Source organism: Kribbella sindirgiensis (assembly GCF_004331435.1).
Taxonomy (GTDB): Bacteria; Actinomycetota; Actinomycetes; order Propionibacteriales; family Kribbellaceae; genus Kribbella; species Kribbella sindirgiensis.
Genome location: NZ_SJKA01000005.1, coordinates 157,994 through 172,061, shown reverse-complemented (window position 1 = coordinate 172,061; position 14,068 = coordinate 157,994). Strand labels below are relative to the sequence as shown.

At 68.5% G+C, this 14,068-nt stretch carries 13 protein-coding genes; 6 read left to right on the top strand and 7 right to left on the bottom strand.

The genetic code is table 11. The annotated features are described in order from the left end of the window. Nucleotides 1–33 precede the first annotated feature (33 nt). Nucleotides 34–1,284 (top strand): L,D-transpeptidase, encoded by a 1,251-nt coding sequence (locus E0H50_RS15870; protein ID WP_238150994.1) that lies wholly within the window; start codon nt 34–36, stop codon nt 1,282–1,284. 223 nt (nt 1,285–1,507) lie between these two features. Here E0H50_RS15870 and E0H50_RS43825 read toward each other — a convergent pair whose 3' ends face one another. Beyond that, nucleotides 1,508–1,909, bottom strand: coding sequence for an alpha/beta fold hydrolase (locus E0H50_RS43825; RefSeq protein WP_238150993.1), 402 nt, complete (start codon nt 1,907–1,909; stop codon nt 1,508–1,510). A 9-nt stretch (nt 1,910–1,918) separates the two neighbouring features. Here E0H50_RS43825 and E0H50_RS43820 point away from each other — a divergent pair, with 9 nt between their 5' ends. Next, the gene (locus E0H50_RS43820) at nt 1,919–2,164 is read left to right on the top strand and encodes a MarR family winged helix-turn-helix transcriptional regulator (RefSeq protein ID WP_238150992.1); all 246 of its coding nucleotides are present in this window, start codon (nt 1,919–1,921) and stop codon (nt 2,162–2,164) included. Between the two features lie 46 nt (nt 2,165–2,210). Here E0H50_RS43820 and qcrB read toward each other — a convergent pair whose 3' ends face one another. Genes qcrB through ctaE form a run of 4 tightly spaced genes read right to left on the bottom strand, consistent with a single transcriptional unit; the run spans nt 2,211 to nt 6,454 of the window. After that, a complete protein-coding gene (gene qcrB / locus E0H50_RS15855) occupies nt 2,211–3,884 on the bottom strand; it encodes a cytochrome bc1 complex cytochrome b subunit (protein WP_131288899.1) in 1,674 nt (557 codons plus the stop codon). Next, entirely contained in the window at nt 3,881–4,873 is a 993-nt protein-coding gene (gene qcrA / locus E0H50_RS15850; protein ID WP_420323250.1) for a cytochrome bc1 complex Rieske iron-sulfur subunit, read from the bottom strand. The genes qcrB and qcrA overlap by 4 nt, the downstream gene beginning before the upstream one ends. Nucleotides 4,874–4,925: 52 nt before the next feature. Then, nucleotides 4,926–5,795, bottom strand: a complete 870-nt coding sequence (gene qcrC, locus E0H50_RS15845) for a cytochrome bc1 complex diheme cytochrome c subunit (protein WP_131288895.1) — start codon at nt 5,793–5,795, stop codon at nt 4,926–4,928. Then, nucleotides 5,792–6,454 (bottom strand): aa3-type cytochrome oxidase subunit III, encoded by a 663-nt coding sequence (ctaE, locus tag E0H50_RS15840; protein ID WP_131288893.1) that lies wholly within the window; start codon nt 6,452–6,454, stop codon nt 5,792–5,794. Before ctaE ends, qcrC begins: the two co-directional genes overlap by 4 nt. An 82-nt stretch (nt 6,455–6,536) precedes the next feature. Between ctaE and E0H50_RS15835 the strand changes: the two genes are divergently transcribed. From E0H50_RS15835 to trpD, 3 genes are read left to right on the top strand one after another with little or no spacing between them, the layout of a single operon-like run. After that, on the top strand, nt 6,537–7,454 hold the full coding sequence (locus E0H50_RS15835; RefSeq protein ID WP_131288890.1) for a cytochrome c oxidase assembly protein: 918 nt from the start codon (nt 6,537–6,539) through the stop codon (nt 7,452–7,454). 46 nt (nt 7,455–7,500) lie between these two features. Next, nucleotides 7,501–7,920 (top strand): Rv3143 family two-component system response regulator, encoded by a 420-nt coding sequence (locus E0H50_RS15830; protein ID WP_131288888.1) that lies wholly within the window; start codon nt 7,501–7,503, stop codon nt 7,918–7,920. Nucleotides 7,921–7,923: 3 nt separating this feature from the next. After that, nucleotides 7,924–8,967, top strand: a complete 1,044-nt coding sequence (trpD, locus tag E0H50_RS15825; protein WP_131288886.1) for an anthranilate phosphoribosyltransferase — start codon at nt 7,924–7,926, stop codon at nt 8,965–8,967. A gap of 48 nt (nt 8,968–9,015) precedes the next feature. On the opposite strand, the gene E0H50_RS15820 is transcribed toward trpD, so the two are convergent. Then, nucleotides 9,016–9,645: a hypothetical protein gene (locus tag E0H50_RS15820; RefSeq protein WP_238151033.1), complete on the bottom strand. Its 630-nt coding sequence runs from the start codon at nt 9,643–9,645 to the stop codon at nt 9,016–9,018. Nucleotides 9,646–10,377: 732 nt separating this feature from the next. Here E0H50_RS15820 and E0H50_RS15815 point away from each other — a divergent pair. Continuing rightward, nucleotides 10,378–10,590 (top strand): hypothetical protein, encoded by a 213-nt coding sequence (locus E0H50_RS15815; protein WP_131288882.1) that lies wholly within the window; start codon nt 10,378–10,380, stop codon nt 10,588–10,590. A gap of 220 nt (nt 10,591–10,810) precedes the next feature. On the opposite strand, the gene E0H50_RS15810 is transcribed toward E0H50_RS15815, so the two are convergent. Continuing rightward, nucleotides 10,811–14,026: a hypothetical protein gene (locus E0H50_RS15810; RefSeq protein ID WP_131288880.1), complete on the bottom strand. Its 3,216-nt coding sequence runs from the start codon at nt 14,024–14,026 to the stop codon at nt 10,811–10,813. Nucleotides 14,027–14,068 lie beyond the last annotated feature (42 nt).

Below are 14,068 nucleotides of genomic sequence, written 5' to 3'. Positions count from 1 at the left end.
ACAGGGGAGATCTGGGGAATGGTGAGCAGTTCGGTGAGGAAGCACGGCCTTGCCGTGGCGGGGATCTGCGTCCTGCTGCTGGCTGGTACGGCCTGTAGCGACACAGAGGCCGGCGGCGGCAGCAACGGCGGCGGCCAGTCGACGCCCAGCACGTCCACGTCGCAGAGCAACTCGCCAGGTGCCTCCAGCACACCAGGGAACTCGACGACTCCGTCGGAGACCCCGGCGGCGGCCAGCATCGCGATCGTGCCCGCCAAGGGCGCCTCGTCGGTGCAGCCGGACAAGCCGGTGACGGTGACCACCACGGCCGGCAAGCTGACCGCGGTCACGCTCAAGGACGACGACGGCGACAAGGTCACCGGCAGCTTCAACGCCGACAAGACCCAGTGGACGTCGTCGCCGCAGCTCAAGCCCGGCGCGACGTACACGGTGAGCGGCTCGGCCGAGGGCACCGACGGCGCCACGGTGCCGATCAGCTCGACCTTCAGGACGCTGAAGGCGTCGAAGAGCCTCAAGGCCTCCGTCGTCCCGCTGAACGGTGAGACCGTCGGCGTCGCGCTCCCGATCCAGATCTTCTGGAACAACCCGGTCAAGGACCGCGCCGCGGTCGAGAAGCGGCTCTCGGTGAAGACCTCGGTCCCGGTCGACGGCAGCTGGCACTGGGTGAACAGCAAGCAGGTCAACTACCGCCCGAAGAACTACTGGCCGGCCGGCGCCAAGGTGACGGTCGACATCGGCACCCTCGGCGTCAACGCGGGTAACAACACGTGGGGCACCGCGAGCCGGACGATCGCGTTCACCATCGGCAAGTCGGTGGTCACCAACATCAACGTCAAGAAGCACACGATGGCGGTCACGATCAACGGCAAGCTGGTGCGGACGATCCCGATCACCGCCGGCAAGGACGGCTTCACCACCCGCAGCGGGGTGAAGGTGATCATGGAGAAGTACACGATCAAGCGGATGGACGCCGCGACCGTTGGCCTCAAGCCCGGCGACCCGGAGTACTACAACATCCCCGACGTGCGGTGGGCCCAGCGCGTCACCAGCTCCGGCGAGTTCATCCACGGCGCCCCGTGGTCGGCCGGCAGCCAGGGCAGCTCGAACGTCAGCCACGGCTGCGTCGGCATGAGCCTCAAGGACGCCCAGTGGTACTACAACCAGACCCTCCGCGGCGACCCGGTGATCGTCACCGGCACCACCCGCAAGATGGAGCCCGGTAACGGCTGGACCGACTGGAACACCACCTGGGCCGCCTACAAGGCAGGCTCCGCCCTCTCCTGACACGCCAAGACGCAACAGCCTCCTCCCCGCATGCCCGCGGGCAGGAGGCTGTTGTGCTTCACCCCCGCTCATTCAGCTCGCCGGCTCTTCTGCTCGATGTGTGGGCGGTGACTGGTGAGCGGAGGGCGGGTTACCGGATCGCAGGGGCTTGAACAGGGTATTGCGTGTCCCCAGCCACCAGTTCCTGTCCACCGCCACCAGTTCGACACAGGGCTGGGGACTGCTATCCACCTGAAAATGACCAGCCGGCATTCCCAGTCACCCCAGCCCCACCTCGTCCGCGTGGAGTGCTGGGAAGGAGTGGAGTTGCGGTCTCGAGTTGTACGACGGTTGCTCCGGGGGAGAGCGCGGTGACTTGGCGGGTGAGGCTCGCCGGGTCGTGGCTCTTACCACGGCCCGCGTCGACGATCAGGTCGATCGCGTACACGCGATACTTCTCGGCCAGCCGCGGCGCGATCGCGAACCAGACCGGCGAAGTCGCCCCATGCCCCGGAAGCAGTACGACGGGCGGTCCGTCGGCGGTCGCCCGTACGACGGGCTTGTACGGGACCGACGTACGCGCGCTGGTACGCCTCTGGACGCCGAACGTGCCGGAGTGGAGGCCACACCCAGTTGGCTCGCTCAACAGCTCGGAATGACCTCTCAGGCGACAACAGCCGTCATCCACCGCCTAGAGGCCGCCGGACATGTCCAACGCCTCAGAAGCCGAACAGACGCCCGCAGCACCCACCTCCAGGTCTCAGACACCGCAGTAGCCCTCGGCTGGCAGTTCTTCGGCCCCCTCCTGGACCGCCTGATCGTGACGACGCAGGCGCTCGACAGCGACGAGCAAGCTCGGGTGAAGGAGTACCTCACCGCCGTCTCCGACGCGCTGGGATAAACGAAAGGGCCCCGGCGTGCCGGGGCCCTTTGCGTTCGGTACGACGTTACGAGCGGTCGCTGGTGACCTCTCGGTAGGTCTCCGTGTCCTCCGTCAGCTCGTGGATCTCGTCGGCGTCGTGAGCGTGCTCGTGCGCCTCCTCGAGCTCCTGAGCGGTCGGCTTCTGGACGGCGTCGGCGAAGTAGAAGCGGGAGAGCGCGGCGCGGGCCTTGTTCAACGCCCGACGCGGGGCGCGGACGCCGTTCTCGTCGGTCTCCGGGCCGATCTCGTGCGGGACGAGCCGGTCCCGCGCGGTGATCGAGTACGCCTCGTACGTCGAGATCGGCTGGTGCTTCTCGGTGTACTTGCCCTCGGGGGAGCGCATGATCACACCGGTCTCCAGGCCGTGCATCAGCCGGTCGTGGTCGGCCCGCTGCAGCGAGATCGCCCAGCGGCGCGCGATCCAGAAGCCCAGGATCGGGCCGAGGATCACCGCGAACCGCAGGAACCAGGTCACGTGGTTCAGTGACAGGTTGAAGTGGGTGGCGATCAGGTCGTTACCGCCGCCGATCCACAGCATCGCGTAGAAGGTGATGAACGCGACGCCGATACCGGTCCGGGTCGGGACGTCCCGCGGCCGGTCCAGCAGATGGTGCTCGCGCTTGTCACCGGTGATCCAGCCCTCGATGAACGGATAGAGCGCGACCAGCGTGACGAACGCCGGTGGCACGATCAGCGCCGGGATGATCAGGTTCCAGCTGAGGGTGATGCCCCAGAACGTCGACTCGAAGCCGGGGAATATTCGCACCGAGCCTTCCAGCCAGCCCATGTACCAGTCGGGCTGTGCGCCCGCGGTCACTTCGGCCGGGTTGTACGGCCCGTACAGCCAGACCGGGTTGATCTGCATCAGTGCGCCCATCAGCGCGGTGATACCGAAGACCACGAAGAAGAAACCGCCGGCCTTGGCCGTGTACACCGGGAACAGCGGGTAGCCGACCACGTTCTTCTGCGTCCGGCCGGGACCGGCGTACTGCGTGTGCTTGTGGTACACGACCAGGAACAGATGAGCCGTGACGAGCGCCAGGATGATGCCCGGGATCAGCAGCACATGGACGATGAAGAATCTGGAGACGAAGTCGTCACCCGGGAACTCACCGCCGAAGATGAAGAAGTTCATGTACGTGCCGACCACGGGTGACGCCTGGATCATGCCGTTGGTGATCCGCAGACCGGTACCGGACAGCAGGTCGTCGGGGAGGCCGTAGCCGATGAAGCCCTCGACGATGCCGAGGAACAGCATCCCGAAGCCGATCAGCCAGTTCAGCTCGCGCGGCTTGCGGAACGCGCCGGTGAAGAACATCCGGAGCAGGTGCACCATCATCGCGGCGATGAACAGCACGGCCGCCCAGTGGTGGATCTGCCGCATCAGCAGACCGCCGCGGACGTCGAACGTGATGTCGAGCGTGGAGGCGTAGGCCTCCGACATGTGCAGACCCTTGAGCAGGCTGTACGAGCCCTGGTACTCGACCTCTGCCATCGAGGGCTTGAACCAGAACGTCAGGAAGGTGCCGGTCAGGATCAGGATGATGAAGCTGTAGAGCGCGATCTCGCCCAGCATGAAGGACCAGTGGTCCGGGAAGATCTTCCGCAGGTTCTTCTTCCCGATCTTCGCGATGCCGAGGCGATCGTCGACCCACTTGACCGGTCCAGGGAACTCTGTGCTTGTTGACACTGTTGTCACCCTCGTTCGAAGAAGCTCGGGCCGACCGGCTCGTGGAAGCCGCTCTGCGCAACCAGGTAGCCCTCACTGTCCACTGCCAACGGTAGCTGAGGCAGCGGGCGGGCAGCAGGGCCGAAGACGACCTTGGCGCTGTCGGAGAGGTCGAAGGTCGACTGGTGGCACGGGCAGAGCACGTGGTGCGTGGTCTGCTCGTACAGCGAGATCGGGCAGCCGACGTGGGTGCAGATCTTCGAGTAGCACAGGATGCCGTCGACGCCCCAGTTCTCCCGGCCCGGCTTGGTGCGGATCTCGCTCGGCTTGATCCGGACCACGATCACCGCGGCCTTCGCCTTGGCGTTCTGGTACTCGACCGCGCTCTCCTCCTGCAGCGGGGCCAGGTTGGCCGGCGCCGCGTTGACCAGCTGGCCGACGACCAGGTCGGACGGCTTGATCGGGCGGTCGGTGACGTCGTTCACGACCCGGATGCCCTTCGCCCAGATCGTGTTGTAGAGCGCCCGGCCCGGCAGCGGACCGAGGTCGCGGAGCAGGATGATCGCCGGCAGGCCGAGGACGCCGAGGGCGCCGATCAGCGAGTTGCGGATCATCTTGCGCCGGGTGAACCCGGACTCCGCGGTGCCCTGCTGGAACGCCTCGGTGATCTCGGCGATCTGCTGCGGCGAGGAGTGCGCGGCGTGCCGCTCCTCGGAGATCTCCTCGTCGACCATCAGCTTCTTGGCCCACTGGATCGCGCCCGCCCCGATCAGGAACAGCGCGAGCCCGATGCACAGGCCGATGACCATGTTGTTCGCGTTGCCGGACAGCGGGCCGAACTCGATGATCGAATCCCGCGGAATCGCGAAGTACGCAACACAGGAACCGATGACCAGCAGTGTCGCCAGGCCGAACATCCCCGACACCTGGCGCTCGACGCGGTCGGCCGCCTTCGGGTCGATGTCGGTGATCCGCGGCTCGTGCGGCTCCAGACCCGGGTCCGGGATCGGCTCCGCCACCTCGACCGCGGTGCCGTGCTCGTCCTCGGACTTCACCGGCAGGTTCTTCTCGTCACTCACTGGCCTTCGCTCCCTTGGCCTTGACGCCCTTGGCGCCGATCCAGACCGCTACCGCCACCAGCAGGCCGATGCCGACGAACCAGCCCCACAGGCCCTCGGACACCGGGCCGAGCCGGCCGAGTCCGAAGCCGCCCGGGTCCTTCTGGGTCTCCAGCGCCTTCAGGTACGCGATGATGTCGCGCTTGTCCTCCGGCTGCATGACCTGGTCGGAGAAGACCGGCATCTGCTGCGGGCCGGTCAGCATGGCCTCGTAGATGTGCTTCTCGCTGACGCCCATCAGCGACGGCGCGTACTTGCCGTTCGGCAGCGCGCCACCGCGACCGGCGAAGTTGTGGCAGGCCGTGCAGTTGGTGCGGAACAGCTCGCCACCGCGGGTGACCTGCTCGTCCGTGGCCTTGCTCACGTCGTACGACTCCGAGCCCGGGACCGAGGGGCCGGGGGCGAGCGAGGCGACGTACGCGGCCAGGGCCTCGATCTCCTTCTCGGAGTACGCCGGGGCCTTGCGCGGGATCTGCGCGCCCGGCTGCATCGCCGGCATCCGGCCGGTACCGACCTGGAAGTCGACCGCGGCCGCGCCGACGCCGATCAGCGACGGGCCGGCCATCTTGCCCTCGCCGTTCCCGCCGCCCTCGGCGTTCAGGCCGTGGCAGCTGGAGCAGCCGACCGCGAAGAGCTTCTTGCCCTCCTCGATCTGCTGGGACTGGGCCGAGTTGTCCGCCACCGCGTTGTCAGGGGCGAAGGCGGCGTACGCCGACCCCACTGCCAGGAGGCCGAACAGGAGCACGACGAGGCCGGCGGACCGGTGCCGTCGTCGCGCGGAGAGAAAGCGCGCCGGTGACAAGGAAGGTCTCTTCTCACTCATTTGAGCAGGTAGATGGTCGCGAACAGGGCGATCCAGACCACGTCGACGAAGTGCCAGTAGTACGACACGACGATCGCCGAGACGGCCTGTTCGTGGGTGAACTTACGAGCCATGTACGTCCTCGCCAGGACGAACACGAAAGCGATGAGGCCGCCGGTCACGTGCAGACCGTGGAAGCCGGTGGCCAGGTAGAACACCGATCCGTACGCGTTCGACGAGATCGTGATGCCCTCGTGCACCAGCTCGGCGTACTCGGTCACCTGGCCGGCGATGAAGACCGCGCCCATCAGGTACGTGAGGATGAACCACTCACGCATCCCCCAGGAGCGGATGTTCAGCACCGAGCCGGTCCGGCCGACCCGGCCGTGCTCGGCCGCGAAGACACCGAACTGGCAGGTGAAGGACGACGCCACCAGGATCGTCGTGTTCACCGCGGCGAACGGGACGTTCAGGTGGTGCGTCATGACCTCCCACAGCGTCTCCGTACCCGGAGCGGCTGCGGCGGTCGTCACCGACCGGATCGTGAAGTACGCCGCGAACAGGGCGGCGAAGAACATCAGTTCGCTCGAGAGCCAGACGATCGTGCCGACACTGACCATGCTGGGACGGTCGTGGTGTCCGTGTTCACGAGACGCTGGGAGCGCGGTTGCAGTGGCCACGCGGTCATTATGTCGGTCCTCGTATCAACTGACACGACCACCCCCATGCATGTCGCCAAGTAATGGTTTCTACTGTGGAAGCGTGCTTCCCCTTCACGCCACGCCCGGCGACCGGATCGAGCCGCTGACGCCGCTCCGGTTGCTGACGGCATGGACCTTCGAACCGGTGTTACTCGCCGTGATCGTCGTCCTCGCCGCGGTCTACCTGTACGGCGTCCACAAGCTCCGCAAACGCGGTGACAAGTGGTCCCGCGGCCGGACGTTCGCGTTCGTCGGCGTCGGGCTCGGAAGCGCCGTGATCGCCACCCAGTCGGCGCTCGGCACCTACGACACGGTGCTGATCAGCGTGCACATGGTGCAGCACATGATCCTGTCGATGCTGACACCGCTCGCGCTGGCGCTCGGCGCGCCGGTCACGCTGGCGCTCCGGACGCTGCCGCAGCAGCCGCGGAAGTGGTTGCTCTCCGTGTTGCACTCGCGGTTCGCGAAGGTGGTCTGCTTCCCGCTGATCGGCTTCACGCTGTTCGTCCTGAGCCCCTGGGCGCTCTATTTCAGCGGCTGGTACGACGCCACGCTGCGGTCGACCGCGCTGCACGACCTGCTGCACCTGCACTTCATCCTGGTCGGCTCGCTGTTCTTCTGGCCGCTGCTCGGGCTCGACCCGGTGCCCGGCCGGGTGATCTACCCGTTCCGGCTGATCCTGACGTTCCTCACACTGCCGTTCCACGCGTTCCTCGGCATCACCATCATGTCCGCGAACACGCTGATCGCCGAGGACTGGTACACCAGCTTCGGCCGGTCCTGGTCGCCGTCGCCGCTGCGCGACCAGTACATCGCCGGCGGTCTGCTGTGGGGCTCCGGCGACATCGTCGGCGTGGTGTTCTTCGCCGTCCTGTTCGTCCAATGGGTGCGCGAGTCACAGCGCGAGGCGCGCCGTGAGGACCGGCGCCTGGACCGCTTGGAGGAACAGGCTCGCCGGGCTGAACAGTCGCCCCGGTAGCATTCCGGGTGTCCAGTCGTCTTTTGAACAAGCTTGGGATGGATCGATGAGTTCAGAGCGTCCGCTGAAGGTCCTGGTCTACAGCGACGACCGTACGACGCGGGAGTCCGTCCGGCTGGCCCTCGGCAAGCGGCCGGCGGCCGATCTGCCCGAGCTGGAGTACGTCGAGTGCGCCACTGAGCCGGCCGTCATCAAGGTCATGGACAAGGGCGGCATCGACCTCGCCGTCCTGGACGGCGAGGCGGTACCGGCCGGCGGCATGGGGATCGCCCGGCAGCTGAAGGACGAGATCTTCCAGTGCCCGCCGGTGCTCGTCATCACCGGCCGTCCGCAGGACGCGTGGCTGGCGACCTGGTCGCGGGCCGAGGGTGCGGTCTCGCACCCGATCGACCCGATCAAGCTGGCCGAGGTCACCGCGGACCTGCTCCGCGCGCGCCTCGCCAAGCTGCCCGCCACGACCGCCTGACCTATGGGCGCCTACACGTGGCCGCAGGTCCTGAATCCGCTGCTGCGGCGTGAGGACCTGGAGGCCTCCGCCACCGCGTGGGCGATGGAGCAGATCCTGTCCGGAGCGGCCTCGCCCGCGCAGCTCGCCGGGTTCGTGATCGCGCTGCGTTCCAAGGGCGAGACGGTCACCGAGGTCGAGGGACTGGTCGCGACGATGCGCGACTTCGCCACCCGGATCACGGTGCCCGGCCGGACGCTCGACGTCGTCGGCACCGGCGGTGACCAAGCCCACACGGTGAACATCAGCACGATGTCCGCGATCGTCGCCGCGGGCGCCGGCGCGAAGGTACTGAAGCACGGCAACCGCGCCGCGTCGTCGGCCTGCGGTGCGGCGGACGTCCTCGAGGAGCTCGGTGTTCCTTTGGACCTCACCGCGGCGCAGGTCGCCGAAGTAGGGGAGCGGGCCGGCATCACGTTCTGCTTCGCCCCGGCGTTCCACCCCGCGCTGCGGCACGCCGCCGTACCGCGTCGTGAGCTCGGGGTGCCGACGACGTTCAACTTCCTCGGTCCGCTGGCGAACCCCGGCAACCCGTCCGCGCAGGCGGTCGGCGTCGGCGACGGCCGGATCGCCGGGCTGATGGCGGGCGTACTGGCGCGGCGCGGGATCGACGCGCTGGTGTTCCACGGCGACGACGGGCTGGACGAGCTGACCACGCGTACGACGTCACAGGTGTGGATCGTCGGCGCTGGCGAGGTCGAGGGGCCGGTCACGCTCGACCCGCGGGAGCTGGGTATCGAGCCGGTGTCCGCGGACGCGTTGAAGGGCGCCGACGCGACGTTCAACGCGAAGGTCGTGCGCGCACTCGTCGACGGCGAGCCGGGCGCGGTGCGGGACGTCGTACTGCTGAACGCCGGCGCGGCGCTGGCGGCGTACACGCCGGAGACAGGCAGCGTGACGGAGCGGATCCGGACCGGGATGGACCGTGCGGCCGAGGCGATCGACTCCGGGGCCGCGAAGGACGTGCTCGACCGGTGGATCGCCGCCTGCGCCGAGGTGCGCGGCTGACGTTGGGTTTGGTGAAGGGCCGGCGGGGTGTTCCCGCCGGCCCTTCTGCTACTTCAGCTTCATCTGGGAGACCTTGTAGCGCCAGACGTTCTGCCAGGCCGGTGTGGAGCCGGCGAGGTCGGCGACCGACACCGCCGCCGTACCGTCACCGCGGTCGACCACCGCGATCATGATCGTCGAGAATGTCTCCGGCAGCTTCGCCACCTTGACGGGGACCTTGGCGACGATCTCGTGGCCCGGATGGCCGTTGACCGTGATCGCCTTGTGGACGACGCTGCCCTTGATGACCTGTGTGTCCTTGTCGTACAGGTTGACGAGCGTGCGACCGCCGACCTGGGCCGCAGCTGCCCTGAGACCGGCCGCGGTGTTCGTGTACGGGATCTCCGGCGGCAGCTGACCGAAGGCGACGTAGTTGCCCCAGCTGTGGCCCTTGACGTAGTTGCTGTGCACCGTCAGCCAGATCGCGGCGCCGCCCCACAGCCCGGTGCGCTCGACGGTGTTGCCCCAGGCCGAGCTCATGATCGGCATCGAGTCGTTGTTGGAAGCAACCATCTCGGTACCGAGCACCTTGCCGACCGGCGTCGGCGTCTTCGTAGGCTTCGCCGACGGGTTGACCGTCTCCATCGGCTTCCCCACCGTCGGCAACGGCACCGGCGTCACGGCCTCGGCCTTGGTCAAGATCCATCCAGCACTCAACCCAGTAGCAGCCAACGCCGCCACCACCAAAACCACAGCCCCAATGGCTCGAGCCCGCCCACTACCCCCCACGGCAATAGCCCCAGCCCCAACACCCGAGTGAGCCCCAGCCGCACCGTGCCCACCCGAGTGAGCCCCAGCCCCGTGCCCACCTGAGTGCGCCCCAGCGCTGTGTCCGCCTGCAACCGCTCCGGCGCCGGTGCCACCCGAGTGCGCCGCTGCACCTTGCGCACCGGCGGTGCCAGCACCTTGCCCGGCAGCGCCCGCGGCGTACGGCCCAGCCGCCTTCGAGATCACCTCAGTAAACGCCAACGGCGTACCCGGCGCCCCACCACGGCCCCCAGCCGACGGACCACCCTGCGGTCCACGCTGCTGAGGACCCGACTGCCCAGCCTGCTGTCCTTGCTGCGGGCTCTGCTGACCGAACTGCGGCCGACCAGGCTGAGGCCCAGTCGCCTGCACCTGCCAACCACCCGTCTGCTGCCCCTGCTGCTGCACACCCCACATCTGCCCCGGCTGCCCGGGAGCAGGCTGCCCGGGACCCGGCCGTCCAGGACCCGCTTGTGCAGGACCTGCTTGTCCGGGACCCGGCTGGACTGGCCGGGACTGCGGTTGGCCTGGTTGTGGTTGGCCTGTTGGTGGTTGGGACGGCTGGCCCTGCTGAGGCGACGGAGGCCGCTGGCCGCTGTACTGCGGTGCCGCCGGAGGAGCCGCGTGCTGCGGGCGCACTTGCTGTGCACCAGCCTGCTGCGGACCAGGCTGCTGCTGCCCCGGCCGCGGACCACCTGTCTGCGGACCACCCGTCTGCTGGCCGCCGGACTGCTGAGGTCCGCTGTGCTGTGGGCCAGTCGGTCGCGCACCGGCCTGCGGCTGCTGGGTAGGCGGCTGCTGCGGGGGTTGGTTGGTCCAGTGTTGTTGTGGGGCTGAGTGTTGCGGTCGGACCGGTGGCGGGGGAGGCGGTGCCGGAGCAGGTGACTGTCCGAACAGCGCATCCGACGAACCCGCCTGCCCCGCACCCTGTGCCTGGCCGGGAGTTTGGGGCTGTGGGGGTGCCTGGGGAGTGCCGGCCAACGGGTCGGAGGGGCGTGCGGAGTTGTCCGGCGTGCCCTCCGGGGGGTTGGGGCGCGCGGGGTTCTGGTCTTCGTTCTCAGCCAACGTTGATTCCTAGGTAGGCCTGGTCCGCGGCCTTCTTCAGGTCCGGGCGGTTGTTCGGGATGCCGCTGATGTACGCGACCGCGGTCCCGTCACCGAGGTCGAAAACAGCCACCGTCAGGGTAAGCACCCGATCGGTCACTGCGGCCGACGTCGCAGTCGCGGTCTGCACGAAGACCCAGCCCGCCTTGTCGGTGCGCTTCACCGGGCCGTTGGCGACCGTCTTGAAGGTCACCGGGATGTTCCCGTACATGTTTTCGCGCAGCTTGATCGACAGCGACGCCGCGGTCGCCTTCGGGTCGCCGTTGAACCCGGACGCGGTGCCCAGACCGCCGACGAAGATGTCGGCGCTCCAGTCGTCCTTCTCGACGACGTTCTCCTTCAGGACGATGCGCTGCCCGTTCGAGTTGATCAGTTGCTCGACGAGGCGCTTGCGGTCGGACCACGGCGGGTTCCGGCGCGGGAACGAGATCGCGTCCGCCGCGATCCGGTCGGCGCCCTCGTGCAGCTTCGGGTCCTTCGACTGACCGGGCTTGGTGCTGGACTGGCTCGTCGGCGAGGGCGAGCCGCTCTGCGTCGGCGTACCCGTCCCGCCGGGGTCGGCCGTTGTGTCGTCTCCCTTGGTGAGCAGGACCACCGCGGCGACGATCAGCATCACCACCGCGACTCCACCGGCGATGATCAACGGCATCTTTCCGCCGAACGGGCCGCCACCGCCGGAGCTCTTCGACTTCTTGCTCTTGCCGTCCCGCTTGCCGACACCGGAGCTCAGGTCGGTCTGGCCGCCCCAAGCCTCGTTCCCGTCGTCACCCCAGGCACGCTGCGTCTGCTGGTCGCCCCACGCCGGCTGACCACCCTGCTGCACACCAGCACCCTGCGGGCCGCCTTGCTGCACGCCGACACCCTGCTGGGCACCCCACTGCTGCGGGCCGGTCTGCGCCGCCTGTTGGGCGTTCGGTTGCGCGTTCTGCTGGTTGCTGGGCTGCTCCACCGGCCAGGACTGTCCGCCCCACGACTGGTCGCCACCCTGCTGACCGGTCTGGGCGCTTGCAGTCGCCTGCTGTCCCCACAGCCCTGATTCCTGTACGCCGTGCTGGTCACCTGCACCCCAGCCGTTGTCGGCCGGAGCGCCGGTGCCCTGGCCTCCGGACTGTTGTCCGTTCCAGTTCTGTTCCTGGGTTGGCGTCTGCTGCTGGGGCTGGTCGCCCCAGAGCTGTACTGGCGGCTCCGGCGTGGGGGCGGGGTCGGGTGTCCCGGGGACAGTCCACAGCGGAGCGGACTCCGCGGACGTGTCCGGGTCGTCTTCGTCCGAGGACTCGACACCCCACGCGGGGATGTCGAGCGTCTGCTGGTCTTCCTCGTCTACGGACTGGCTGCCCCAGTTCGGGGCCAGCTGACCGGCTGCCTCGGCTTCATCGGCCGCCTGCTCCGCGGCCAGTTCGTCCGCTGCCCGCTCGTCGGCTACCCGCGCGGCTTGCTCGTCCACGGCAGGGGGTGCTGGTGCGTCGCTTGCCTGCTGATCGTCCGCCGGAGCGGTCGTGTTGGCGGTCTGCGCGTCGGTTGTGTCGGTGGTCGGGTCCGGGGCGAGCTTGAGGGTCCAGCCGCTTGACTGTTCCTCCGGCTGTACGTCGGCCTGTGCGTCGGCCTCGGCCTGTGCTGCTTCGTAGTCTGAGATCTCGCGTTGCGTCCAGTGCTCCGGCGGTGCGGGGGCGAGTTCTGGCGCACCCCAGGTCGCGCGGGCACGATCAGCCGGGCTTGCTTCCTCCTCGGTCGACGCGGAGGAAGAAGCCTCGCCGGCGGCCGCCGTGGACGCAGGTTCACCGCCTGTGGGCGAGGACTCCGCGTCTGGTGCGACTGCGCGCAGGTGTGGAGTGGCGGGTGCAGGGCCGTCGTTGGTGGGGGACGGTGAGTCCCAGAGCTGCGGAGTCGCGGCGGGTTGCCACCAGCCGCCTCCGCCCGCTTGGTCGGCTCGCGCCGCGTCGCCGGCATCGGTGTGCTGCACCGCCCGCAAACCAGGCCCCTGCGGCTCATTCTGCACAGGCTGAACCGGCTGAACCGGCTGAACCGGCTGCTGGTCAGCCGACCCGTGCTGCTGCGCCAACTGTTCGTGGCCGCCGTGCTGCTGTGGCGGCTGTTCGTAGCTGGTGGGTTGTTGTGTTGGCTGGGGCTGTTGCTCGGTGCCCCAATTCTGAGGTGCCTGTTGCTGTGGGGATTGGTTGTCTGGGGTGGGGTGGTCGTACGCCGTGAACTGGTCGGCTGACCAGGGCTGGTCGTTGGCTGACCATGGCTGCTGCTGGGTCTGCTCTAGGTCGGCTGCGCCGGGGGTGTGCTGCTGGGGCGATTGCTGCGGCCAGGGGTCTGGTTGGGCAGGCCAGGACTGTTGCTGGGTCTGCTCGGTGTCGGCCTGGTCGTAGGAGCTGAACTGGTCGGCTGACCACGGCTGCTGGTCCGCGGACCACGGCTGCTGCGAGGGGTCGGCGGACTGCTGCTCCGGCCACTGCTGCTGCGGCGGGTTGGCGGACTGCTGCTCGGGCCACTGCTGTTGCCCAGGCCCCTGTTGCCCAGAGCCCTGTTGCTGTGCGGACCACGGTTGCTGTTGGGTCTGCTCTGTGTCTGGGTCGGCCTGTTCGTAGGAGCTGAACTGGTCCGCGGACCACGGCTGCTGGTCGGCTGACCAGGGCTGCTGGTTGCCTGACCACGGCTGCTGCTGGGGCTGGTCCGGGGTGGGGGAATTGTCCTGCTGCCACGTGTCGGGTTGGGCAGGCCAGGACTGTTGCTGGGTCTGCTCGGTGTCTGGGGTGGCCTGCTCGTACGAGCTGAACTGGTTTGCCGACCACGGCTGCTGGTCCGCAGACCACGGCTGCTGGGTGGGCTCAGGCTGCGCGTCCTGAGTGGGCCGGGGCTGTTGCTGCGCCGGCTCCGGGTCGGGCTGGGTTGGCCAGAACGGTTGCTGGGCTGGCTCGGGGGCCTGCTGAGTTGGCCGGGCCTGCTGGGTTGGCTCGGGGGCAGGCTCAGACGGCTGGGACTGTTGTTGGGTCGGCTCAGCCGGCTGGGGGTCGGCCCGGGGGGTGGACTCGTCTTCCGCGGCGGCCAACGCTGCGGCTTTGTCCTCGTGTTCGGTTTTGTTGGTCCACTTCTCCCCGTTCCAGAAGCGGATCGTGTGCGGCTGGCCGGTGGGGTCGGGGTACCAGCCGGCGGGCGGGTTGCTCATCCGCGTCCTCGCTTCGGCACCGGCGCCAAGGCGCGGACCTGC

What these genes read in the sequence shown, in the direction of transcription:
- E0H50_RS43820 (WP_238150992.1), top strand. Translation starts at nt 1,919, where the DNA reads ATGACCTCTCAGGCGACAACAGCCGTCATCCACCGCCTAGAGGCCGCC.
- qcrC (WP_131288895.1), bottom strand. Translation starts at nt 5,795, where the DNA reads ATGAGTGAGAAGAGACCTTCCTTGTCACCGGCGCGCTTTCTCTCCGCG.
- E0H50_RS15830 (WP_131288888.1), top strand. Translation starts at nt 7,501, where the DNA reads ATGAGTTCAGAGCGTCCGCTGAAGGTCCTGGTCTACAGCGACGACCGT.
- trpD (WP_131288886.1), top strand. Translation starts at nt 7,924, where the DNA reads ATGGGCGCCTACACGTGGCCGCAGGTCCTGAATCCGCTGCTGCGGCGT.
- E0H50_RS15810 (WP_131288880.1), bottom strand. Translation starts at nt 14,026, where the DNA reads ATGAGCAACCCGCCCGCCGGCTGGTACCCCGACCCCACCGGCCAGCCG.